The 22,808-nt window shown below is 69.3% G+C and carries 23 protein-coding genes and 1 tRNA gene; 9 read left to right on the top strand and 15 right to left on the bottom strand.

Annotated elements, in window-relative coordinates:
- Positions 1-26: 26 nt before the first annotated feature.
- Complete coding sequence (locus BMW26_RS13390) at positions 27-1,094, bottom strand: PQQ-dependent sugar dehydrogenase (protein ID WP_083569457.1); 1,068 nt, start codon at positions 1,092-1,094, stop codon at positions 27-29.
- 102 nt (positions 1,095-1,196) lie between these two features.
- Between BMW26_RS13390 and BMW26_RS13395 the strand changes: the two genes are divergently transcribed.
- From BMW26_RS13395 to BMW26_RS13405, 3 genes are all read left to right on the top strand, one after another.
- A complete protein-coding gene (locus BMW26_RS13395; protein WP_150115106.1) occupies positions 1,197-1,952 on the top strand; it encodes a hypothetical protein in 756 nt (251 codons plus the stop codon).
- A gap of 4 nt (positions 1,953-1,956) precedes the next feature.
- Positions 1,957-4,032, top strand: coding sequence for a bifunctional lysylphosphatidylglycerol flippase/synthetase MprF (locus BMW26_RS13400; RefSeq protein ID WP_072591700.1), 2,076 nt, complete (start codon positions 1,957-1,959; stop codon positions 4,030-4,032).
- A gap of 63 nt (positions 4,033-4,095) precedes the next feature.
- A complete protein-coding gene (locus BMW26_RS13405; protein WP_072591701.1) occupies positions 4,096-5,043 on the top strand; it encodes a DUF1214 domain-containing protein in 948 nt (315 codons plus the stop codon).
- Between the two features lie 21 nt (positions 5,044-5,064).
- On the opposite strand, the gene BMW26_RS13410 is transcribed toward BMW26_RS13405, so the two are convergent.
- From BMW26_RS13410 to BMW26_RS13420, 3 genes are all read right to left on the bottom strand, one after another.
- The gene (locus BMW26_RS13410) at positions 5,065-6,156 is read right to left on the bottom strand and encodes an ATP-binding protein (protein WP_072591702.1); all 1,092 of its coding nucleotides are present in this window, start codon (positions 6,154-6,156) and stop codon (positions 5,065-5,067) included.
- Between the two features lie 67 nt (positions 6,157-6,223).
- On the bottom strand, positions 6,224-6,661 hold the full coding sequence (gene arfB, locus BMW26_RS13415; protein WP_072591703.1) for an alternative ribosome rescue aminoacyl-tRNA hydrolase ArfB: 438 nt from the start codon (positions 6,659-6,661) through the stop codon (positions 6,224-6,226).
- Between the two features lie 34 nt (positions 6,662-6,695).
- Entirely contained in the window at positions 6,696-8,009 is a 1,314-nt protein-coding gene (locus BMW26_RS13420; protein ID WP_232224466.1) for an MFS transporter, read from the bottom strand.
- Positions 8,010-8,079: 70 nt separating this feature from the next.
- On the opposite strand from BMW26_RS13420, the gene BMW26_RS13425 reads away from it, so the two are divergent.
- Positions 8,080-8,691, top strand: coding sequence for a TetR/AcrR family transcriptional regulator (locus BMW26_RS13425; protein WP_056279668.1), 612 nt, complete (start codon positions 8,080-8,082; stop codon positions 8,689-8,691).
- Between the two features lie 17 nt (positions 8,692-8,708).
- Here BMW26_RS13425 and BMW26_RS17640 read toward each other — a convergent pair.
- Positions 8,709-8,784 (bottom strand) — tRNA-Met (locus BMW26_RS17640).
- Between the two features lie 136 nt (positions 8,785-8,920).
- Between BMW26_RS17640 and BMW26_RS13430 the strand changes: the two genes are divergently transcribed.
- Positions 8,921-9,856 (top strand): hypothetical protein, encoded by a 936-nt coding sequence (locus BMW26_RS13430; RefSeq protein WP_072591705.1) that lies wholly within the window; start codon positions 8,921-8,923, stop codon positions 9,854-9,856.
- 34 nt (positions 9,857-9,890) lie between these two features.
- On the opposite strand, the gene BMW26_RS13435 is transcribed toward BMW26_RS13430, so the two are convergent.
- The 5 genes from BMW26_RS13435 to BMW26_RS13455 all read right to left on the bottom strand — a co-directional run bounded on the left by BMW26_RS13435 (position 9,891) and on the right by BMW26_RS13455 (position 15,820).
- Positions 9,891-11,282: a DUF6716 putative glycosyltransferase gene (locus BMW26_RS13435; RefSeq protein ID WP_072591706.1), complete on the bottom strand. Its 1,392-nt coding sequence runs from the start codon at positions 11,280-11,282 to the stop codon at positions 9,891-9,893.
- Positions 11,279-12,151, bottom strand: coding sequence for an N-acetylneuraminate synthase family protein (locus tag BMW26_RS13440; protein WP_056279662.1), 873 nt, complete (start codon positions 12,149-12,151; stop codon positions 11,279-11,281). Before BMW26_RS13440 ends, BMW26_RS13435 begins: the two co-directional genes overlap by 4 nt.
- A gap of 85 nt (positions 12,152-12,236) precedes the next feature.
- A complete protein-coding gene (locus BMW26_RS13445; protein ID WP_232224467.1) occupies positions 12,237-13,478 on the bottom strand; it encodes an acylneuraminate cytidylyltransferase in 1,242 nt (413 codons plus the stop codon).
- A gap of 6 nt (positions 13,479-13,484) precedes the next feature.
- Entirely contained in the window at positions 13,485-14,843 is a 1,359-nt protein-coding gene (locus tag BMW26_RS13450) for a polysialyltransferase family glycosyltransferase (RefSeq protein WP_072591707.1), read from the bottom strand.
- Positions 14,840-15,820 (bottom strand): glycosyltransferase family 2 protein, encoded by a 981-nt coding sequence (locus BMW26_RS13455; RefSeq protein WP_072591708.1) that lies wholly within the window; start codon positions 15,818-15,820, stop codon positions 14,840-14,842. The genes BMW26_RS13450 and BMW26_RS13455 overlap by 4 nt, the downstream gene beginning before the upstream one ends.
- 153 nt (positions 15,821-15,973) lie before the next feature.
- On the opposite strand from BMW26_RS13455, the gene BMW26_RS13460 reads away from it, so the two are divergent.
- Positions 15,974-16,867 carry a hypothetical protein gene (locus BMW26_RS13460; protein ID WP_056279657.1) on the top strand — a complete coding sequence of 298 codons (894 nt, stop codon included), beginning with the start codon at positions 15,974-15,976 and terminating at the stop codon, positions 16,865-16,867.
- A gap of 37 nt (positions 16,868-16,904) precedes the next feature.
- Entirely contained in the window at positions 16,905-17,189 is a 285-nt protein-coding gene (locus tag BMW26_RS13465) for a DUF4229 domain-containing protein (RefSeq protein WP_053097557.1), read from the top strand.
- A gap of 30 nt (positions 17,190-17,219) precedes the next feature.
- On the opposite strand, the gene BMW26_RS13470 is transcribed toward BMW26_RS13465, so the two are convergent.
- The 4 genes from BMW26_RS13470 to BMW26_RS13485 are packed head-to-tail and all read right to left on the bottom strand — an operon-like array spanning position 17,220 to position 19,620.
- Positions 17,220-18,197, bottom strand: coding sequence for a 1,4-dihydroxy-2-naphthoate polyprenyltransferase (locus BMW26_RS13470; protein WP_053097558.1), 978 nt, complete (start codon positions 18,195-18,197; stop codon positions 17,220-17,222).
- A gap of 45 nt (positions 18,198-18,242) precedes the next feature.
- A complete protein-coding gene (locus tag BMW26_RS13475; protein ID WP_072591709.1) occupies positions 18,243-18,887 on the bottom strand; it encodes a dihydrofolate reductase family protein in 645 nt (214 codons plus the stop codon).
- Positions 18,888-18,943: 56 nt separating this feature from the next.
- On the bottom strand, positions 18,944-19,234 hold the full coding sequence (locus tag BMW26_RS13480; RefSeq protein WP_053097560.1) for a DUF4287 domain-containing protein: 291 nt from the start codon (positions 19,232-19,234) through the stop codon (positions 18,944-18,946).
- Positions 19,235-19,257: 23 nt separating this feature from the next.
- A complete protein-coding gene (locus BMW26_RS13485; RefSeq protein ID WP_083569367.1) occupies positions 19,258-19,620 on the bottom strand; it encodes a cupin domain-containing protein in 363 nt (120 codons plus the stop codon).
- A gap of 45 nt (positions 19,621-19,665) precedes the next feature.
- On the opposite strand from BMW26_RS13485, the gene BMW26_RS13490 reads away from it, so the two are divergent.
- Positions 19,666-20,709, top strand: a complete 1,044-nt coding sequence (locus BMW26_RS13490) for an ArsR/SmtB family transcription factor (protein WP_232224468.1) — start codon at positions 19,666-19,668, stop codon at positions 20,707-20,709.
- A 16-nt stretch (positions 20,710-20,725) separates the two neighbouring features.
- On the opposite strand, the gene BMW26_RS13495 is transcribed toward BMW26_RS13490, so the two are convergent.
- Positions 20,726-21,190, bottom strand: a complete 465-nt coding sequence (locus BMW26_RS13495; RefSeq protein WP_053097561.1) for an Lrp/AsnC family transcriptional regulator — start codon at positions 21,188-21,190, stop codon at positions 20,726-20,728.
- Positions 21,191-21,262: 72 nt separating this feature from the next.
- On the opposite strand from BMW26_RS13495, the gene BMW26_RS13500 reads away from it, so the two are divergent.
- Positions 21,263-22,702 carry a DUF6421 family protein gene (locus BMW26_RS13500; RefSeq protein WP_053097562.1) on the top strand — a complete coding sequence of 480 codons (1,440 nt, stop codon included), beginning with the start codon at positions 21,263-21,265 and terminating at the stop codon, positions 22,700-22,702.
- Positions 22,703-22,808: the final 106 nt, after the last annotated feature.

Genomic DNA, 22,808 nt, shown 5'->3' on the forward strand with positions numbered 1-22,808 from the left:
CGGCGGCCCGCGTCGGGCTGCTGCCGTCAGTCGGCGGCGAGACGGAGGATGCGGTCGTCGCCGGGCGAGCGGCTTCCGCGTCCGTCGGTATTGTTCGTGAGCACCCAGAGCATGCCGTCCGGTCCGGCGACGACGTCGCGCAGCCGGCCGAGCTCCCCGACGAACCGCTCGGTGCCGGAGGTCAGGTCATCGAGTGGCACGACGCGCAGCCGCTCGCCGCGGAGCGTGGCGATCACGATGTCCGCGCCGACGACAGCGATGCCGCTCGGGCTCGCCTCGTCGGGCCTCCACTGCTGCACCGGATCGATGTGCTCGTCGTCATCGGCGATCCCCTCGACCTGGGGCCAGCCGTAGTCGCCGCCGGCCTCGATGACGTTGAGCTCGTCCCAGGTGTCCTGTCCGAACTCGCTCGCATACATCGTGCCCTCGGCATCCCAGGCGATGCCCTGCGGGTTGCGGTGTCCGTAGCTGTATACGGGCGACTGATCGAACGGGTTGTCGGGGGGCACCTCACCCGCGGGAGTGAGGCGCAGGATCTTGCCCGACAGCGCGTCGAGATCCTGCGCACTGTCGCGGTCGCCGGCATCGCCCGTCGTGACGTAGAGCATCCCGTCAGGGCCGAACGCGATGCGCCCGCCGTTGTGATTTCCCGCGGCGGGGATGCCGTCGACCACAGTGGTGGCGGGTCCGAGCGACAGCGCACCGGCGTCTCCGACGATCGGCCGCCGCTCGACCCGGTTCTCGTCGTCGGCGGTGACGTACGTGTAGAGCTCGCCGTCGTGCACCGCGAGCCCGAGCAGGCCTCCCTCGCCACCCGGCGAGACCCCGTCGATCACGTCGACCTCGCGCGCCTCGCCGTCCTCGGCGATCTCGAGCACGCGGGCGGTGTCGCGCTCGCTCACCAGGGGCACGTCGCCGTGGAATGCGATCGACCAGGGGGCGTCGAGATCCTCCGTGAACGACTCCGCCCCCGACGCCGACGTCGACGTCGGCTGCGCCACACAGGCAGCGAGCAGGGCGACGCTCGCCGTGATCGACGCGATGGATGCGCGCCGACGTGTCGTCGAGGAGCGATCGGATCGGTGCGCGGACATGACTCCATCCAACGCGGAATCGACGCCGAGCGACAGCGTCGACCGGGTGTGCGTGCCGATGAACCCATTTCGGAGAGTCGGATGCAGGAGCACAATACCGATATGAACGAGGGCGCTTCCGTGGAGCAGCCCGTGCCTGCGGAGGGGCCGGCAGGGCCGCACGACGATGTCGCGCCGCCACGGACGAGCGGGGAGTCGGATGCGGTGCTGGGCCGCCGTGCGCAGCTTCTCGCCACCGAGCACTGGGGGCTTCTCGCCGCCCGCAGCACCGCGCAGAGCGAGGTGCTGTCGCGCATCACGATCTTCCTGACCCTCGTCTCCGCCGGACTCGTGACCATCGGACTGCTGGGGCAGGCGTCGGACTTCGGCGGGTGGTTCGGCGGCGCGTCGCTCGCGATCCTCGCGTTCCTCGCGGTCATCGGCTTCATGACCCAGGTGCGCGTGATGAACGTGTCGGAGGAGGACATGATGTACGTCGTCGCGATGAACCGCATCCGCGGCGCGTACGTCGACCTGGATCCGGAGGTCGCCGATGTCTTCCTCGCCTCGCCGCACGACGATGAACCGGGGATGAAGCGCACGTACTCGTTCCTCCGTCCCCGTCGCCTGAGCATCCTGCTCGGCAGCTCGGTCATGCTGCTGATCGTCGTGAACGCCTGCGTCGTGGGGATGCTCGTCGGCTCGGCCGTGATCGCGGGTGGCGGCGCTTTCGCCGGGGCGATCGCGCTCGGCATCGTCGCCGGACTGGTGCTCGCCGCCGGCTTCATGACGTTCGGCGGCGTCGGCTACCGCTGGGCATGGAGCCATCACGCGCCACGACGTTCCACTCCGGAAGGCGACGGTCGGTCGCTACGCTGAGCGCATGACCGAGGCGCGAACCCCCACATCGCATCCCGTCGCCGCCGTACTGCGGCGCATTCCTGCCACCCTCACGATGGTGGCTGTGATCCTCGCCGTCGGCGTGATCTGGCAGGGCCTGTGGACCCCGTTCGAGAAGACCGACCTGTTCGGCACCGTCGCATACGGCCTGCCCAACCTCGCGCAGGGGATGTGGTGGACGCCGCTCACCGGCACGTTCTTCGTCAACGAGCCGTGGGTGTACCTGTTCACGATCTCGGGATTCTGGGGCATGGCGTATCTCGAATACCGACGTGGCACCAGGGTCGCCCTCGCGTACTACTGGGTCGGACAGCTCTTCGCGATCCTCGCCACCGCGCTCGTCCTGTTCGTCGCCTCGCAACTTCCCTGGGCCTGGGCTCAGGAGCAGGCCCAGGCGCTCGATGTCGGCGCCTCTGGCGGCACCATGGCGTGCATCGCCGCCGCGATCGGGCTCTTCCGCCCGCCATGGCGAGTGCGCGGCTGGCTCCTGCTGCTCGGTTTCGTGTTCATCGCGATGCTGTTCTGGGGTGCGGTCGCCGATCTCGAGCACCTGCTCGCGGTGCTGCTCATCCTCGTCGTCGACCGCACCCTGCGTGTGCAGCGGACCACGGTGCGAGAGCAGCGTCTGATCGCCGTGATCTCGCTCATGGTGCTCGGAGCGGTCGAGATCATCACGACTCTCGTCGCCACCGACGGCCCGTTCGGCCCGACCGAGCCCGCGTCGGGAGGGTTCATCGACCTCGCGCTCGACCTCGTCGTCATCGTGGTGCTCGTGAACGGACTCCTGCGCGGCCGTCGCTGGGCGTGGGTTCTCGTGATGCTGCTCGGTCTCTTCAACATCCTGGTCGCAGCGCTGGTCCTCATCCTCATCACGGTGTTCTCGCAGGCGCAGATCGATCTGCGGTGGGACGGCGAGACGGAGCTCGCGCTCGCCAACGGCTTCCTCTGGGTGATCCTGCTCGTCTACCTGATCGCCGTGCGCCGCGCGTTCCGGGCGAAGCGCAAGTCTCTCCTCGGCATCCAGCCGGCTCCGACGGTCGACGACGTGAAGACCGAGCTGCGCGCGCACGGCGGGGGCACCCTGTCGTGGATGACGACCTGGGAGGGCAACAGCTACGCCCGCAGCGATGCCGGGATCGTCGCCTACCAGCGACGGGCCGGTGTGGCGCTCGCGCTCGCGGATCCGATCGGGCCGCCCGCATCCCGCGCGGTCGCCGTCACGGAGTTCATCCGCACGGCGGAGCTGGCAGGCCTCGTCCCGTGCTTCTTCAGTGCAGACGACGCCACCCGGGCCGCTGTGCCCGCCGGCTGGCGCAGCTTGGTCGTCGCCGACGACACCATCGTCGACCTGCCGGGTCTGGAGTTCACCGGCAAGCGCTGGAACTCGGTGCGCAGCTCTCTCAATCGGGCGGGGCGCGAGCAGATGACCTTCCGGATGACGCGCCTGGCGGACGAATCGTGGGGCGTACGGCAGCAGCTGCGTGCGATCTCCGAGGCATGGGTCGGTGACAAGGACCTGCCTGAGATGCGGTTCACTCTCGGCACGCTGGATGAGGCGGAGGACCGCGAGGTGCGACTCGCTCTCGCGATCGCCCCGAACGGTGACGTCGACGGCTTCCTCTCGTGGCTGCCGGTCTATGGCGAAGGCGGCGTCGTGCGCGGCTGGACGCTCGACCTGATGCGCCGCCGCGACGGCGGCTTCGCACCCGTCATGGAGTACTTGATCGGTTCGTCCGCGAAGCAGTTCTCCGAGGAGGGTGCCGAGATCATGTCGCTCTCGGGTGCTCCGCTCGCGCACGACTATCCGCCGGACGCGGGCATCATCGCCGTCCTCAGCGAACGCCTCGCCGAAGCGCTCGAGCCCGTGTACGGCTTCGGCTCGCTGCACCGCTTCAAGCAGAAGTTCCACCCACGGTACGAGACCATGTATCTGCTCTTCCGCGACGAGAGCGATCTCGCGGCGATCGGCACAGCGCTCACCCGCGCGTTCCTGCCGGATGCGACGCTGAGGCAGTTCGCGGGAGCGGGGCTGGAGCTGGTGCGCGGCAGCAAGGACTGAGGCCTCACCTTCCTGAGGTGATGATTCCGCGCTCGCCGAGACCGGCAGCGCCAGGATGAAGCCATGACCGACACCTCCGTTCCCGTCACGTTCGCGAACTTCGCCGAGATCGAGACCGCCCGCATGTTCGCCGCGATCGCGGCGTCGGCCGGCGGTTCCAACCGGTGGAACCACTATCGAGTGCCCACGCCGATCGACCAGCAGACCGTGATCAGGATGAATCGCGACACCCTCTACAGCGCTGCGATCATCGACATCTCCGAAGGGGCGACGATCACCGTGCCGGATGCCGGCGACCGGTACGTCTCGGTGATGCTGGTGAACGAGGGCCACTACATCGACCGGGTGCTGCACGACCCCGGCGTCCACTCGCTCTCGGCCGAAGACCTCGGTTCCGATTTCGTGCTCGCGGCCACTCGCATCCTGGTGGATTCCGAGGATCCTGACGATGTCTCGATCGTGAACGCCCTGCAGGACGAACTCGCTGTGAGCTCGACCGGCGCGCGGGAGTTCGCTGCGCCGGCCTACGACGAATCGAGCTTCGCCGAGACCCGCCAGGCGATCCTCACCCTCGCGAAGGGCCTCGGCGGTCTGGAGCGCTGCTTCGGTCGAGCCGAGGACGTCGACCCCGTGCGGCACCTTCTCGGGACCGCAGCCGCCTGGGGCGGTCTGCCCGAGAACGAGGCCTTCTACATCAACGTCGATCCCCGGCTCCCGGTCGGCGAGTACACGCTGCGGGTCGGCGACGTGCCGGTGGACGGCTTCTGGTCCGTCTCGCTGTACGACGCGGAAGGCTATTTCGCTCCGAACGACGCCGGTGCATACAGCGTCAACAGCGTGACGGGCGTGCGGGATCCGGACGGGTCGATCACCGTGCGCTTCGGCGGCGACCCCGCACTGCCCAACGTGCTTCCCCTCACGCAAGGGTGGAACTACCTGGTGCGTCTCTACCGACCTCGACCCGAAGTGCTGGACGGCACGTGGTCGTTCCCCGCGCTCACGGCGAGCTGATCCCGCGCCCGAGGGGTGGCGCTACGGGGTCGAGCGGAGCGGCACCGAGACGTCGCCGCCCGCTTCCTCCGTCAGTCGCTCCCCCATCTGCACGAAGGTCGGCTCGGCGATGAACCCCCCGGCGAAGAGGGCCTGACCCTGTGTGAAGGTCTGGGACCTGCGGATCGCCTCCTCCGGCGCGAAGCCGAACACCTCGGCCAGCTCCGCCAGGTCGCGCGGCGCGTTGACGCGCATCAGACCGAGGTTGTCGCACTGCGACAGCACGTTCGGATGGATCTTCGTCGGCCGCTGTGTCGACAGGAACAGCCACAGCCCGAACTTGCGACCCTCGGCGGCGATCTGCACGAGCTGCTCGGTGAGCGCCCGCTCGACCTCGGTGCGCGGGTCGGGAGGGCACAGATTGTGCGCCTCGTCGATCACGATGAGCAGGGGCTTTCGCTCCTCGCGACGAGACCACAGGTGCTCGAGCACCGCGAGGGCTGCGACCTTCGGTTCGGCGGGGTGGTCGAATCCGCCGAGGTCGAGCACCGTCACCCGCGGCCGCTGCTCGATCACGTCGACGACCGACGCCTCGCCGCGGGACCAGAGCTCCCACTCCAGCACCTGCAGGTTCTCCATGCGGTCGGCGAGTCTGTTGCGGGCGTCGTGCCCGCCGTCGCGCAGGTGGGGCACGATGCGATCCGAGCCGAGCAGCCTCGCGTTCTGATCGAGATGGAGAAGGACGTTGTACTCCTCGGCATCCTGGATCGGACTCATCCGCAGCACGGCTGCCTTGGATGCCGGCGACAGATCGATGTAGCGCACGCGCAACGGCTCGCCCTCGACGCGCCCCGAGCGGAACACCCGGATGTCGGAGTCCGCGATGCGCTGGGCGTGATGCGGGGCCGCGGACGGCCGCGTGCTCTGCAGCCGCACGAAGTCGGCGTTCGGGTCGAGGATCAGCATCGGCAGCTCGGTCTCGAGCAGGAGCTGCTCGAGCACGACGCCCAGCGCGTAGGTCTTGCCGCTGCCGCTCTGGCCGCACCAGAAGGTGTGCCGGTTGAAGCGCCGCGGATCGAGGGTGACGGTTCCGAGCCCGCTGTCGAGAGGCGTGCCGATGGTGAGTGCGGTCATGAACTCAGAGTGCCCGCAGAGGGCGGGTGGCGAAAGCGGACCTCACCTTGTCGGTGCGATGCGCGGGTCAGTCGCTCGGGCGCCTGCGCAGCTGCTTGACATCGGTGCGCCGCTGCTTCGCCTTGAGCCGCCGCTCTTTCGACCCTCGACTCGGCTTGGTCGCGCGGCGCTGCGGTGCCGGCGGACGCAGCGCCTCGGCGACGATGCTCGCGAGTCGTTCACGTGCAGCGTCACGGTTGCGCAGCTGGGCGCGGTGCTCGGATGCGGCGATGGTCAGCACGCCGTTCACGAGACGCCCGCTCAGCCGATCGAGGAGGCGATCCCGCTGGTGCGGGGTGAGCGCCGTGCTGCCCGCGGCATCCCAGAGGAGTTCGACCCGCGAGTCCGCCGTGTTCACACCCTGTCCGCCGGGGCCCGACGACCGCGAGAAACGCCATGACAGCTCGGCCTCGGGGATCGTGAGACCCGACGAGACCCGCAGACCGGGGCGATGAGGACTGGGCATGTATCCATCATCCCCCGGCTGCGGAGCCTGCGTCTCAGCTGCGGGCGTCAGTGACCGCGACCGGGACGTCCCTCGCGTCGGTCTCGACCTCGGCCCCTGCATCGTGCGTCCGCGCGTCCTTCTTCGCCGTGTTCGCGATGTGCGCACGGGACACGACGATCACGGCGACGATCATCAGCGCGACGCCGAGCCAGTAGGGAGCCGCATGGCTGACCGTGACATAGAGCGCACCGGCGATCAGAGGGGCCGCCGTGTTCATCGCGGCGTTGAGCGACTGCGTCGCTCCGCCCAGCCAGCCCTGCTCGTCGTCGCCGACCGCGTTCGACATGGCTCCGTCCATCGCCGCGGTCGAGGCGCCCTGCCCTGCGGCGAGCATCAGCGCACCGACGATGAACACCCACGGCTGCGCGAAGATCGACGCGACGACAGCGAGCCCGGCCAGTCCGATCGCCTGCGCCACGATACCGCTGATGATCACGCCCCGCTCGCCCATGCGAGGAAGCAGGATGCCGAGCAGCACGCCCTGGATGAGGATGTCGATGATGCCGACGCCTGCCGTGAGCAGACCGATCTGCGTCGGCCCCCACTGGATCGAGTCCAGCGCGAGCACGCTGAAGTTGTTGACGAAGAAGCCGAACGGGAGCGCCAGGAGGCCGAATCCGATCATCAGACCACGCAACTCCTTGCGTCCGAACGCTTCCTTGAAGACGCCGAACGGCTGGATCTCGCGCACCGAGATGCGCTCGATCCGGTTCTCGGGCGCGAGGCTCTCGGGCAGCAGGAAGATGCTGAGGATCGCGATCACGAGGGCGACGGCTGCGGTGAGGAAGACCGGCAGCTGCAGGCTGACGGCCGCGAGCAGTCCGCCGATCGCGGGTCCGATCATCATGCCGATTCCCGAGAGCGCACCGAGCAGACCGAACCGCTGAGCGCGCTTCTCGGGCGGCGTGATGTCGGCGAGGTAGGCGAAGAGGGCCGGAAGGTCGCCGGCGGTCAGTCCCTGGATGACACGCGCGAGCACGAGCACCCAGATCGCTCCCCCGATGCCGAACAGCGCCATGGCGAACGCCGCTCCGAAGGCGGCGGCGATGATCACCGGTCGTCGCCCGAAGCGGTCGGACAGGCGACCGAGGAAGGGGGCGACCAGGAAGGCGCACAGGCCGTTGATCGCTTCGAGGATGCCGACCCAGATGGCGAGGTCGCCTTCGTGCGACACGTACTGCAGCACGACGAACGGCAGGACGGGAAGCACGACGGTCATGCCGACGACGGTGAGCATCGTCAGCACGATGAGCATGGTCCAGGCGCGCTTGTCGCTGCGCGCGAGCGATGTGTTTAGTGAAGTCACTCCGAAACTGTATCAATACCAGTTTTGTTGTCAAGCCAGTTCCGGATCGGGTTCGCGATATCGTGGACACATGACGAACGCTGAGCCGATCGGTCGCCGCGAGCGCAAGAAGGCCGCGACGCGCAAGAACATCTCCGACGTCGCGACGATGATGTTCCTCGAGCGCGGGTTCGACAACGTCAGCATCCGCGAGGTCGCGGACGCAGCCGACGTCTCCCCGACGACGGTGTTCGCACACTTTCCGCAGAAGGAGGCGCTCGTCTTCGACGAGGACGACGAGCAGCGGGACCGGCTCGTCTCCGCCGTTCGCGACCGCGCCCCGGGCGTCACCATCAACCGCGCGATCCACGACTTCTACACGGCCGAGGTGCACGCGAACCTCGCCGAGCACGGCGCGGAGGTGTCGCAGGTCTTCTCGCGGTTCCTCAACGAGACACCGGCGCTGCGTGAGTACGCCGCCCGGATGTGGCTGCGACACGAGGACGCGCTCGCGGATGCGATCGCGGTCGAACTGGGACTGACCCTGGCCACCCCGGAGATCCGCGTGTACTCGCGGTTCGTGCTGCAGATGCAGCTGCTCGTCAACGAGAGCGACGACCAGCTCGGGATCCTCGCCGCCGGATTCACCGTGCTCGAGAACGGATGGGCGCCGGTCGAAGCGCGGATCACCGGCGAGGACTGACGGCGTCACCGGTGAAGTGGACGCGACGGCGGGAGTCGAACCCGCAACGCCATCAGGTATGAGCTGAGGCCCGGGACCGCCCGGATCGCCGCGATGGGAATGACGCTACCCGGCCCCGACCGGGAAGACCAGGAACGTTGCGGGGATTGACAGAGTGAGTCCGCGCATGACAAGGACCGTCGCGGGGCGTCACACGTCGGCGTCGGCCCGGCGGTGTACCGTCACGATCATGGCAGCCGCAGACGCCCCCGTCACGACCGGACAGAAGACGCATCGCTACCTGCGTCTGGCGCTGGTTCTCATCGTCGTCGCGCTGATCCTCGCTGTCGTGCTGCAGAGCGTCGTCGTGTCGTGGAACCCGTTGATCTTCGGCTGGAACCCGCTGCCCTCGATCAGCCATGCCTTCTACACACCGGTCCGCGACGTCTTCGTCGGCACCCTGATCGCGGCATCCGTGGCCCTGCTCGCGCTCTCAGGACGCAGTCGCGCGACGACCCTGCTCGACGTGTGCGCGGTGTTCGCGCCGCTCATCGCGATCGTTCCCGTGGGCATCGCCGATCCGCGCGCGGTCGACCGGATGCCGTGCCCGACGGCGCAGGAGTGCATCCCCGTCGACGCCGTCGCAAGCGCGAAAGCGGGAATCGCCGTCTACGCCGTGGTGGTCGTGGCGGTCGTGGTCACGATGGCGCTGATCCGTCGCCGCACCCGCACCCCGAATCGCTCGGCGACGCTCGTCTCGATCATCGCGCTCGTGACCGCGGTCGTGGTCGTGGCGCTCGCATTCGCTCCGGCGGTCAACGAGCACTTCCCGTTCAACTTCTGGCCGGTCAACAGCATCCACTTCGCAGCGACCCTGTTGTTCTTCGGAGTGTTCGCAGCCGTCCCGATCCTCTACGCGGGAGGGCCACTCGACCCGGACGAGACGCCACCCACGCCCCGACAGCGCACGATCTATCGGTGGATCTCGGGGCTGATGATCGCCGACCTCGTGCTGCTGGTGGTGGCTCTGCTCTTCCGTCAGGCCTTCGGTGAGACTCCGGTCGTGCTGATCGGCGAGGCCGTCGCGCTGATCCTGTTCGCCACGTTCTGGTGGGTGCAGACCTTCCAGCGGTGGAACGACCCGAACCCGCCGTCGATCGCCGCGCCTCGACCGTCCGCCGCGTGAGGGCACTCAGCCGTGCGAGGGGTCGGCAGCGCCCTCAGCGCCGGATCGAGTCGTGGAAGGGGTTCGGCTCGAGCGTGAAATCGGTCGACGCGTCGGCCCAGGTGCCGCTGCCCGCCGACGATCGACCCCGCCGCAGAGCGCCGAGCAGCGCCGTGGCGGGCACGCCGACCACGAGCGCCGCGGTTCCGCGGAGTGTGCGGTCGTTCGCCCCGAGCACACTCGCGCGATGCCACGCCTCGTGCATCGCGCCACCGCGGGCCGCCGGCACGCGCTTCGCCGGGAGTCCCCCGGCGCGGCGCAGCGCGACGAGCTGTTCGACGTGCTCCCACCAGGTCGATTCGGCCGAGGGGTGGAAGTAGTTGTCACGCAGCCAGACGGGGTGCGGATGCCGGAAGCGCCCGGCCACGACCTCGCTGCGCCCGCCCAGCAGACCGCTGCCGACGAACACTGTGTTCAACAGGCTCTTGCTCACTCCGAACGAGTCGAGGGCGATCACGGGCACCCCCTGCGCCACCGCCTCGACCGCCGCGGTGGAGCTGACCGTGACGAGTCCGGCCGCCGTCGACAGCGCCTGTGCCATGGATCCGTACGAGACGACGAGGTTCTCCGGACGCCTCGCAGGGAGCAGATCGAGGTACGCGTCGCGTTCGAGATGCGTCTCCGACTCACCGGGCCGCGACCGCAGCTTGACCACCACACGGCGGTTCGGGTCCGCTTCGGCCGCGCGCACGAGGGTGGCCGCGATCTCGGCCCGCTCCTCCCGGTCGGTGGGCACGAGGGCCTGGGCCGCGAACACGATGTCGGTCGCCGGCATCCGCACCGCCCGGGGCTCGGCCGGCCTCTCGGCGACGAGGGTTCCGGACGATCCTCCGGACTCGGCCGCGATCACCCGTGCCCGATCAGCCGCCACCATCCGCGATCGGGATCTCGCGAACGGCAGGGTCGCGAGCGCCGTCGGCACCTGCACGCCGATCCGGCGACCGAGCTCGGCGAACGCGCGCTCCTCCCGATGCGAGTGCACGACGAGCAGATCTGCGTTCCGCCGGTACTCGAGGGCACCGCGCTGTGCGGGAACGGCCATGCCCGGAAGTCCGGCGACGACGACCGGTCGCACGGTGAGCCCGTCGACGACCCGGCCCAACAGGCGAACGAACGGGCCGCGGCCGGCGAGCAGCACGACGTCAGGACGCTGCCCCTCGAGCCAGGCGCTCACGCGCGCGAAGGACAGGCGGGTCACATCGTCGGACAGCATCCCCGTGCCCGCCAGCGCACTCCGCTGCTGGTCGAGGCTGGCGGTCAGCGGCGTCTGCACGAGCAGCAGGTGCGGACGGATACCGGGCACGCTGCCGAGCAGCGACGCCGACCATTTCACGAACGAGTCGGCGTCGGCGATCGCGACGACCCGCAGCGAGCCGGATCCGCTCATGCCGGGATGCGGCGCAGCTTGGCCATCGGCGCCCGCTCGCTGTCGAACACGCGCTTGACGCCGTCGCCCAGAGCCATCTCGATCACGCGGATGTCGCGCACGAGGTGCTCGAGTCCGGTGGGTTCGAGGGATGCCGCATGGTCGGAGCCCCACATCGTGCGGTCGAGCGTGATGTGGCGTTCGACGGCCACCGCTCCGATCGCGACGGCGGCGAGCGAGATCTGCAGCCCCCGCTCGTGGCCCGAGTATCCGACCGGAACACCGGGGTAGCGGTCGCGCAGGGTGGCGATCGCGCGCAGGTTGGCCTCTTCGGGCTCGAGCGGATACGTCGAGGTGGCGTGCATCAGCACCACCCGGTCGGTGCCGAGGGTCGTGAGGGCACGATCGATCTGCTCGATCGTCGACATGCCGGTGGAGAGGATGACGGGCTTGCCGGTCTCGCGCAGCGCGACGAGCAGCTCGGTGTCGGTCAGGCTCGCGGAGGCGACCTTGTGCGCCACGACATTGAGGTCTTCGAGGAAGGCGACGCTCGGCACGTCCCACGGCGACGCGAACCAGTCGAGCCCGAGCATCGTGGCGTGATCGCCGATCGCGATGTACTCGTCACGGCCGAACTCGACGCGGCGGCGGTAGTCGAGGTAGCTCATGGTGCCCCATGGCGTCTCGCGCGGAACATCGCGCATGTGCTCGGGGGTGGAGATCTCGGGGGTGCGCTTCTGGAACTTCACGGCGTCGGCTCCCGCCTTCGCCGCGACGTCGATCAGGCGCTTGGCGAGGTCGACGTCGCCGTTGTGGTTGAGGCCGATCTCCGCGATGACATAGGCGGGGTGACCGCCGCCGATCACGCGTGAGCCGATGCTGACAGTCATGGTTCCTCCGGTCGTCGAAATGGCCTTCTCTCCTGAGTACGCGCCGGGGGTGAACGCCGAACGACAGGAGGGTTACCGGCACCGGTCAGGCGGGCAACACCCGTTCGATCAGCTCGCGGACGGCGCCGTGGCCGCCCCTGCGCGTGAGCACGACCCTGGCGGCCTCGAGCACCAGCGGATGCGCATCGGCCACCGCCACCGGCCAGCCGACGATGCGCAGCGCCGGAAGGTCGTTCACGTCGTTGCCCAGGTACGCGATGTCGGCCAGCGCGATGCCGACCTCCTCGGCCCACCCGCGCAGCGCGGACTCCTTGTCGTCGATGCCGTGCAGCACCGGAACGCGCAGCTTGTCGGCCCGAGCCCGCACCACCGCGTTGACCTCGGTGGAGAGGATCAGCATCGGGATGCCGGCCCGCCGCAGCAGCGACACCCCCATGCCGTCTTCCCGGCTCACCCGCACCCGTTCGATGCCGTCGGCGTCGACCGTCGCCGTGTCGTCGGTGTGCACGCCGTCGAAGTCGGTCACGATCGCTCGCACCGGCACCCGGTCCGGGCTCTCGTGAAGGGCGGCGAGCGCTCGGGCGATGCGGAGCTGCTGCTCGTCGTCGATCTCGATCGCCGTCCATTCGGGCACCTCGGCGATGCGGATGCGGCCGAAGAAGCGGTGCTCCGCCTCACGGAAGCCCTCAGCGCGGAAAACGTAGAACGCGCCCGTCTCGAGGTAGTGCGGCTCGCGATCCTGGCGACGCGGGCGACGCGCGGCGTCGTGGTTGAGTGCGACGGCTGCGTCGGCATCCGCGCTGCGTGCCCAGAGGAATCCGTAGGTCTCATGGGCCGCGAACACGCTGTCCGCCCGACGCTCGCTCACCTCGCGCACCGCACGAGACAGGGCCTCGCGCGGGATGAACGGCGATGTCGCCTGCAGGAAGGCCACCACGTCAGCCCGGTCTCCCCCGGCGGCGAGCTCGTCGAGAGCATGCAGGATGGCCGACTCCGACGACGTCGTGTCGCCGGAGATCGCGGTCGGACGCCGCACGACTCGCGCCCCGGCCGCCTCGCTCACCGCCGCGATCTCGTCGTCGTCGGTCGACACCACCACGAGGTCGATGCCCTCGGCCTCCAGCGCCGTGCGCACGGCGCGTTCGATGAGAGGCACACCGCCCACACGGCGCAGGTTCTTGCGCGGCACGCCCTTCGACCCGCCACGTGCCGGGATGATCGCGACGACCCTGCCGGCATCCGTCCTCTGCTGCTGCTGCTGCTGCTGCTGCTGCTGCTGCTGCTGCTCGATCATGCCGCTCGTCCCCTCGCCGTCATCGCCCGTCATCGTCCGTCATCGCCCTCTGAGCACGCGCCAGGCACGCGAGAGTCTGCGCCGCGCGGCGAGCACGGTGAGCCGCACCTGCTCGACTCGACCGATGCCGCCCACCGGGCGCAGCACGCGACGGATCGCCGTCTCGCGCGGGGCCCCGGGCAACCGCAGTTCGATCAGCCTCTCGGGCGCGAAGTAGCGATCGCGATCGGACGGGCGGATGCCGGAGAGCAGCTGCTCGGCACGCTCGCGGAGGTGTGCGGCGACGACGGGCTGCATGACGTAGCCGACCGCGTCGATCAGGAGCTGCATGCGCGCCGGATCGCGATACGGGGAGTCCGGCCTGGTCAGCGCGTCCACGATCGTCGCAGGCACCCGGTTGCTGTTCTCGTACGGGGTCAGACGTGCGAGCACGGTGTCGGTGCCCACCGCCTCGATCTCTCGACCGAACAGGGCCTGGACGGTCGGCAGCGCCGTCGAGAACCCGGCGATGACGGCCCTGGCATCGACCCGCTCCGCCAGCGCCTCTGCGGCGAGCGCGCCGCGGTAGTCGCGGAAGTCGACGCCGTGGACCGCTGCTCGGTCGCGCAGCGCGTCGCTGAGCCGAGGCGGCGCCGACGGGTGCGGCTTGAAGACGATGTGCTGTGGTCGCCGGCCGGCCGCACGATCGATCATCTCCTTCTGCAGCGCGATCTCCTCGCGCTCGCCGACCAGGCCGAGGGCGGACAGGTACTGGCCGAGAACGAGCACTGTCGGCTCTCCGTCGAGCGCGCTCTCGAGCTCCGCCGTGTCGTCGACCGCCTCGGCGGTCTCGGCGAGCACCGCCCGGAACAGATCGGGTGAGACCGGCACCGGCGTCGCGACGGGCGAACCCACCAGCGGTGTGACCCCCGGCACCACGTCGACGTGCACGACGCGGCCGATCCGAGCGGTGATCGTGTGCGGCATCCGCACCCGCATCGGCGAGTACGTCATGAGCCCGTCGCCGATGATCGTGAGACGCGCATGAGGGAAGATCTGCATCAGGACGCGCGCCGGGGCGACCTGCGGGCTCTGCACGAGCAGTTCGAGGTCGCCGGGGTCGATCCCCCATGCCCTCGTCAGCAGTCGCCGCAGCAGCGGCAGGTCGGCGGCATCCGGCTTCCAGGAGCTCGGATGCAGCGGACCGAGCAGCGCGTCGAGATCCTCGATCCGGTCGAACCGGTCGCGGAGGCTCGCGAGCGCCGGGTCGGCGACGATGCCCACGGACGTCTCGGGCACCCGCGAGGACACGAACGGCACGAGCACGCGCTCGCCATGCTCGCCGAGCAACCCGCCGTCGAGCGCGGCGGCGACGGTGGCGAGCCCATAGGCGCTGTGCACCGCGAAGAGCTGGGTCATGCCGCACGTCCGACCGCACGCAGCAGCGGGGCGAGCACTCGGCGACGCGGTCCGTCGAGGCGCGACAGCACGGCCGTCGTCTCACTCTGGGGCAGGCGGGCCAGCAGCCCGCGGAGGCCGGCGCGCATCTCGGCGCGCAGCGACGGCGTCATCCGCCTCGATCGCACCAGGTGCCGGGACGAGAGGGCCATCACGCTCCACACCGCCTTCGGGAGGAAGCGGTCGGCCTCGGCATCCGCCTCGACGATGTCGAGCACCTCGCCCATCGCCCGCACGAAGTCCAGTTGGCGGCGATCGCGCACCTGGGTCAGCGATGTCGACACCCCCCGGCGGTAGAGCAGGGCAGGAGCGTCGACCACCGCGAACGACCGGGCCTGCAGATGCAGACGCCAGATCCACGGACGATCCTCGGCGGTGAACAGGCCGGGTGTGAACCCCGCGATTCCCTCGTCGATCAGGCGACGGTGCAGGACGCCGGCCCACGCGAACGGATAGTCGACCATGGTCGGCTCGTTCTCGGGCAGGATCGCGTCGCGCGGAGAGCCGACCGCCTCGCGCCACGGGTGAGGCGCCGGCACCAGGGTGCGCACGCCGTCCTTCACCGTGACGTGATCGGTGCGGAGCATGTCGCAGCGCAGCTCATGCAGTCGGCGCACCAGCACCGAGAGCCGCCCCGGCTGCATCCAGTCGTCGCCGTCGAGAAAGCAGAATGCGTCGCCGTCGACCCGCTCGAGCCCCTGATTGCGGGCGCTCGCAAGCCCCTTCGGCCGGGCGTTGACGATGACCTCGGCGTGCGGGAAGCGCTCGGCGTAACGTCGCATGAGCATGCCGGTGTCATCACGGGAGCCGTCGTCGATCGCCACCAGCTTGAGCGCGGCGGGATCGTCGAACTGCCGTGTCAGCGTCTCGAGCGTCGTGCCGATGTAGGCGCCTGCGTCCTTGGCGGGCAGGATGACGGTCACGAGCGGTGTGCGCACAGAACTCCCCCGGGTCGACGGTGTCGGAATGCTCTCAGGCGCTCCTTGCCGGTCGGCGGCCTGCGGGTGAACGCGCGGTGACGTGATCTCGGTCGACCCCGGCGTGGCGATGCCGGATTCGCACCGCGCCCGGGGATCGGCGACGATGGGAGCATGCTCTGGCCGTTCGGAACGACGTGGCGCCCGGTGCGGCAGAAGCGCCGCAGCACGGTCGACCTGCGGTGGCTGAGCGCCCGCACCTGGACCCGCCGCTGGTACCCGCAGGGCATCGACCTGGGCCTGTGGCAGGGCCGTCGGACTCTCGCCGTGAGCTGGTTCCGGCAGCAGCTCGACGGACACCATCTGGCATCGCGGGTCGCGTTCGTCGACCTCGAGCGCTCCCGACATCTCGACGTGCTGCTCGCGATCGACGAGGACGGCGAGCTCCAGCCCGCCCGGATCCACGCCGGCGGACTCGCGTGGTTCGACGACCGCCTGTTCGTCGCAGCCACCGGCCGTGGCATCTGGGAGTTCGACCTCGCCGACATCCGGCGCGTCCGCGGCCCGGAGGCGCGACGCCTCGCCGGCGCGCGGGGACGCGGTCTGCGGGCCACCGCGCTCGTCGCGGTGCGCACCCGCGTGCACCCGCTCGACCTCCGCTGCTCGTACCTCGGCCGCGTCTACGACGACGAGGGAGTGCCCCTGCGGAGGGTGCTCATCGGCGAGTACACCCGCGACGACGAGGGACGCATCGGCGAGTTCTCCGTGCCGGACGGCGATGGCGACGAGTTCCGCGAGATCAGCCGTTTCTCGCCAGGCATCACGCACATGCAGGGCGCCGTCCGCTGGGGTGACCGGCACTTCGTCTCGCAGTCGGATCACATGCGACCCGGCGTCCTGTGGACGGGGAACCGCGATTCGCTGGCACGCGACCGGGTGCCGCTGCCCGTCGGCTGCGAGGACCTCGCGCTCGACCTCGACGAGAAGCTGCTGTGGTCGCTCGGCGAGCACCCGTGGAAGCGCGTCGTGCGCGGCATCCCGTTCCGGACGCTGGGCATCGACGGCTGACAGCTGACCCCTCAGGTCGCGAACGTAGACTGGGCAGGTGAAGAACCGTGCACCTTTCCTCGTCTACACCGTGCTGCGTCTGCTGGCCTTCCTCGTGCCGCTGGCGATCATGTGGTTCTTCTTCCCGATCTTCCGCGAGTACTGGTGGCTCGCCGCGATCTTCGCCGCGCTCATCGGCGTGAGCATCTCGATGCTGTTCCTGCGCCGGCCGCTCACCGACGCCTCGGCCCGGATCGTCGAGCGCCGCGAAGGCAAGAGCTCCGCCGCGCAGAAGGACGCCGACGTCGAAGACGACGCGATCGACGGCGCCGAGAGGGCCTGACGCACAGCGCCAGCCGGTTCGATCGGCGGCTCAGCCGGCGAGGGCCCAGAAGAACGCACCGGCATAGAGCAGTGCGGTCAGCGATGTCAGCGCCAGGGCCGTGACGAGCTCCTTCGCCTGACGATAGGTCCAGACGATCAGGATGGCCGGGAGCCCGGCGAGCAGCGCGAGCAGCCCGATCCACGCGATCGGGTACAGCAGCGCGATGAACGCGAGGATGCCGAAGGGCACGATCACGAACAGCGTGAAGAGCACCTGGGTCGCGCGCTTGCCGATCAGCACCGTCAGCGTGCGCTTGCCGACCAGGCGATCCTGATCGATGTCGCGCAGGTTGTTGGCGAGGAGCACGGCGCAGGCGAAGAGGCCCGCCGCGATCGCCCCGAGCCACGCCTGCTGGGGCAGTTCGAACGCCTGCACCCACGTCGTGCCGAGCGTCGCGACGAGGCCGAAGAAGATGAAGACGAACACCTCGCCGAGAGCGTTGTACCCGTAGGGCCTCTTGCCGCCGGTGTAGAACCACGCGGCGATGATGCACGCGGCGCCGATGGCCAGCATCCACCACTGCTCGGTGCGGACCACGATCGCGACCCCGACCGCCGCAGCGAGTGCGAAGAAGACCAACGCGGCGACGAGCACGGTGCGGGGCTTCACCCGACCGGATGCCGTCAGGCGGGCCGGGCCGACGCGCACGGCATCGGTGCCCCGGATGCCGTCGCTGTAGTCGTTCGCGAAGTTGACGCCGACCTGCAGCAGCACGGCGACCGCGAGGCACGCGAGCGCGATCACCCAGTGGAACTCCGGACCGGTGCTGCGTGCGGCGCCGGTGCCGATGACGACGGGGGCGACGGCGAGCGGCAGAGTGCGCAGCCGTGCGGCGCCGATCCAGTCGCGGACTGTGACGGGCCCGGCGTCGATGGCGGTCTGGGTCGCCGGATTGCCGCTCGCCCGCTTCGCGGGATTGCCGCTCACACGGGGCTGATTCTTCTTGCGCTTCGAGGATGCTGCCACGCAGGGAATCCTACTGGGGGCGTCGATGGACGCCCCCTCCGCGCCTCAGTCTCGGCGGAAGTTCAGATGGATGACACCGCTCTCGGCCACCTCGGAACGCAGCTCGTAGTCGTTCTCGATGCCGCGCAGTCCGTCCCAGATGCGCTGCCCGCTGCCGATCACGAGCGGGTTGACCGCAAGGTGCAGCCGGTCGACCAGGCCCCTGCGCAGGAACTGCCGCACGACGTCGATGCCGCCGCCGACGCGCACGTCCCGGTCGCCGGCCACCGCGGCAGCCCGGGCGAGCGCCTCCTCCGGGGTCGTCTCGAGGAAGTGGAAGACGGTCCCGTTGGCGAACTCGATCGGCTCGCGCCGTGCATGCGTGAGCACGAAGACCGGCACCTCGAACGGCGGCTCGTCGCCCCACCATCCGCGCCACTCGGTGTCATCGGGGTTCTGGTGCAGACCGAACATCCCGGCACCCATGATCTCGGCGCCGACGCCCTCGAAGTACTCCTGGGCGTATCTCTCGTCGACGCCGGTCGTGCCGGCACCCGACGTGTCGCCGAGCACGCGGCTGCGGAACGTCCGCGTCGCGGTGTACGCCGCGACCAGACGCGACCAGTCCTCGCCGAACGGATTCTCGGGTGATTGGTCGGTGGTCGTCGCGAATCCGTCGAGAGAGACGTTGAGATCGACGCGGACTGCCATACGGGCTCCTCGGTGCGGTGTTCTGGGTGTTCTCGGTCGTGCGGTGGCGGGCGGGATCAGCCGTCGGGGTTGGTGTCCTTGCCGTCGAGCCAGAGCGTGTCGGACGCATCGCCGTGCGCGCCGCCCTTGCCGACGTGCTTGTCGCTGATCTTCGGCCCCTTGAGTATCACGTGGACCATCGCCTGGGCATGCCCGTGCCCGAGGCCGTAGTCCTGCTTGAGCCAGTTGAGGACGACGGTGGACTTGGTCGTCTCGTCGAAGCCCTGCTCCTTCGCCAGTTCGATGAACTGCCGCGGGGTGAGGCCGGTCTGCGTCTCGACCTTGTCGAGGTATGCCTGGAAGGACATGAGTGCTCCTGGTGTGTCGTGGGTCAGTCCTCGGAGAGGAAGGTCTGGATGATCGTGGCGGACGCATGGATGCCGATGAGGCGCAGCGTTCCGCGACCGATGTTCGTGAAGGAGTGTGGCACGAAGGCCGGGCCCGTGGCCGTGTCACCGGCGGAGGCGACGATCGTGTCCGCGCCCACCGTGATGCGCGCCGTGCCTTCGAGCACCACCCACGTCTCGGGGTAGGGATGCCAGTGCAGCCCGGGCCCGTCGCCGGGCTGATTCTCGACGTAGAAGTAGGAGATGGCCGCACCGTGATCCGCGCCGACGAAGCGTCGGCTGTTCCCGGTTCCGATGCGGATGTCCGCTGCGGCGACGGCTGCGAGAGCAGATGACATGGTGTTCATGAGCCCAGTCTCGACAGGCCGTGATGAACGACCTAGAGTTTCGATGTGTATCGAAACTCTGTCGTCGCAGGTGCCGACACGCCACGAGAGGGCGTCGAGCATCCCGACCACCGCGTGGAGTTCCTTCTGAGCCCCGGAGACATCCAGGCGGTGCGATTCGGCATATCCCCCGGGCATGAGCTCGCCCACGCCGTGCGCGTGCTGCTGCGGCCGGCCCAGCATCCCCTGCAGTGGGGATGGCTGCGCGCCGTGCGCGATCGGCTGCCTCGCGAGAGCTTCCGCCTGCTCGCCGTCGTCGTCGGCGATGACGGCTATCTTCCCGACTTCTTCACGACCGCCCCCGCATGGGACATGACACCGGAGACCGAGCTGTCGGCGCTGCGCAGCGCACCCCTCGATCCACTGCGCGTCGACCTCGGCAAGATGGTCATCCGCTCGACCGGCGCTCGCCGACGCGCACTGCGCGACATGCAGCAGCAGCCCGAACGAGCGCGGGCGATGATCGCAGACGCCTGGTCGGAGATGTGGGATGCCGCACTGGCGCCGGTCTGGCCGCAGCTGGATCGGCTGCTGCGAGCCGACATCGCGGTCCGATCGCGAGTGATCGCCACGTCGGGGATCAGAGAGATGGCCGGGGGCCTCCACCCGAAGGTGACCTGGGGCGACGGGGCCGTGCGCGTCTCGCTGCGCCGCCACAGCGAGGTCGTCGACTGCCACGGGAGCGGGCTGGTGCTCGTTCCGTCGGTGATGTCGACATGGGGGTGCATGGTGCTCACCGAGCCGCCGGCGCAACCCACGCTGTTCTACCCGGCGCGCGGGGTGACCGCCGGCTGGTCGAGGGACGCCGCCGAGATCTCCGGGGCGCTGGGCGCCCTCCTCGGCCCCGCTCGCGCCGGCATCCTCCTGGGAGCCGGCACGTCCCGCACGACCTCGCAGGTCGCTCAGGACGCGGGAATCGCGGTGTCGACCGCATCCCACCACCTCACCGTGCTGCGCGACGCAGGACTGATCTCGAGCGAGCGCGACGGCGCGAGGATGCTGCATCTGCGCACGCCCCTCGGCGAGGCAATGGTCGGCGCCGCCCTGTGAGCACCGCGCGTCCGCGCTATGCGGATGCGTCCGGCGCGACCGAGATGATCGGCCGGTGCTCGTAGTAGGTCTGCAGCACGACCGTGGTGCGGGTGCTCACGTTCGCGGCCAGCCGGATGTCGCGCACGAGCTCTTCCAGCGCGCGGGGCGAGGCGACCCGCACGAACAGCATGTAGCTGGCGTCTCCCGCGATCGAGTGGCACGCCTCGATCGCGTCGAGGTGTTCGAGAAGCTCGGGGGCGTTGTCGGGCTGCGCCGGGTCGAGCGGCGTGATCTCGATGAAGGCGGACAGGGGCGTGCCGACGAGTTCGGGGTCGAGGATCGCGCGGTAGCCGGTGATGATCCCGCGCGTCTCGAGGCGACGCAGACGTGACTGCACGGCCGACACGGAGAGGCCGACAGCATCGGACAACTGGGACAGTGTCGCACGGCCGTCTCGTGAGATCTCGGCCAGGATCGCGCGGTCGACAGAGTCATCCATAGATGTAATATTATCGTCAGGATTCCGTATATGCCGGAATCTTTCCGTCAAACTCTCCGATCGGAGGTCCCGATGTCCATCATTTCTGCCCACAGCACCGCTGTTCAGGCCATCGTCGGCGAACCCGAGGTCGTCGAGGACGCATCGATCGCCGAGCAGAGCGTCGCCTGGGCTCAGCTCAAGGACGCCGCGATCGCGATCCGCGAGATGCAGATCAAGGACGGATCGATCCCGGATGCCGCGCACCACGCCGCGGCGCGCGACCTCGTCGCCGCGATCACCGCCGGCATCCGCGCACTCGCTCCCGCCTTCCCGCACGACGCCGAGTACCTCGCCGCCTCCGTCGTCGACTTCGACCGCTGGGTCTCGGAGGGCTTCGGCGTGCCGGACTTCCTCGACTCGCTCCTGGCGTTCCAGCCGCAGCAGCACCGCGTCGACGGCATCCGCCACCTGGTCGTCTTCCCGATGTACACGCAGAACGGATCGAGCGACCGACTCGTCGAGGCGCTGATCGTCGAGACGATCTGGCCCGAGTTCATCGCCGCCCTCGAGGCCGGCGACTACGGCAACAAGCTGTTCGTCTCGCTGCGTCTGGTCGACTTCACGCCCGGCTACGACACCAACTCGGCCGTGCTGTTCCCCGAGACCGTCGCGATGCGCGAGATCCCCTCGTTCACATGGGGCGCGATCTTCCAGGACCGCGAGGCCGCACGCTACCGCCGGGTCACCCGCGCCGCTGCCGCGATCACCAACCTCGACCTGCCTGAGCGCGCGAGCGCGATGCTCGACGATCAGCAGGTGGCTGAGAAGACCTTCGTCATGTGGGACATCATCCACGACCGCACCCACATGCGCGGCGACCTGCCCTTCGACCCGTTCATGATCAAGCAGCGGATGCCGTTCTTCCTCTACTCGCTCGAGGAGATGCGCTGCGACATGACGGCGTTCCGCGAGTCGGTGAACATCGAGCGCACCCTCGCGGCCCGCATCGCCGCGGGTGAGGAGCTCACCGAGACCGAGCAGGAGATGCACGACTACGCGCACCTCGTGCAGTACGCGGTGATCTTCGACCGGATCTTCCGCTTCTCGATCACCGGCACCCGCACGCGCAACTACGACGCCGTCGGCGGACAGCTGCTGTTCGCCTGGCTGCACCAGCGCGGCGTGCTGCACTGGACCGACACGGCGCTCACCTTCGACTGGGACAACGTGCCGGATGCCGTCGTGGCTCTGGGCGACGCGATCGACGACCTGTACTGGCACTCGATCGACCGCCCGAAGGTCGCGCACTGGCTCGCCGCGTACGACCTCGTGCGCGGCACGCTCACGCCGCACCCGGCATCGCAGTGGGCCCGCGGGTTGTCGGACGAGATCCTCGCCGGCGCGCCGAAGGGTTACACGGATGCCGTGATGGACGACGAGTTCCCGCTGTCGATGTTCTTCGAGACCCTCGACAAGAAGATGAAGGCGGTCATCGAGTCGACCGTCGGCATCCGGGGCACCGACGACTGACTCGAATCGCGCATTTCTGGGGTCCGATCGTGTGGTGCGACCGGACGCAGCGTCTGCGGCCATTCCTGCCCGGGGTGGCCGCAGAACTGTTTCTTCACGAGAGTTG

Source organism: Microbacterium sp. 1.5R, assembly GCF_001889265.1.
Classification (GTDB): domain Bacteria; phylum Actinomycetota; class Actinomycetes; order Actinomycetales; family Microbacteriaceae; genus Microbacterium.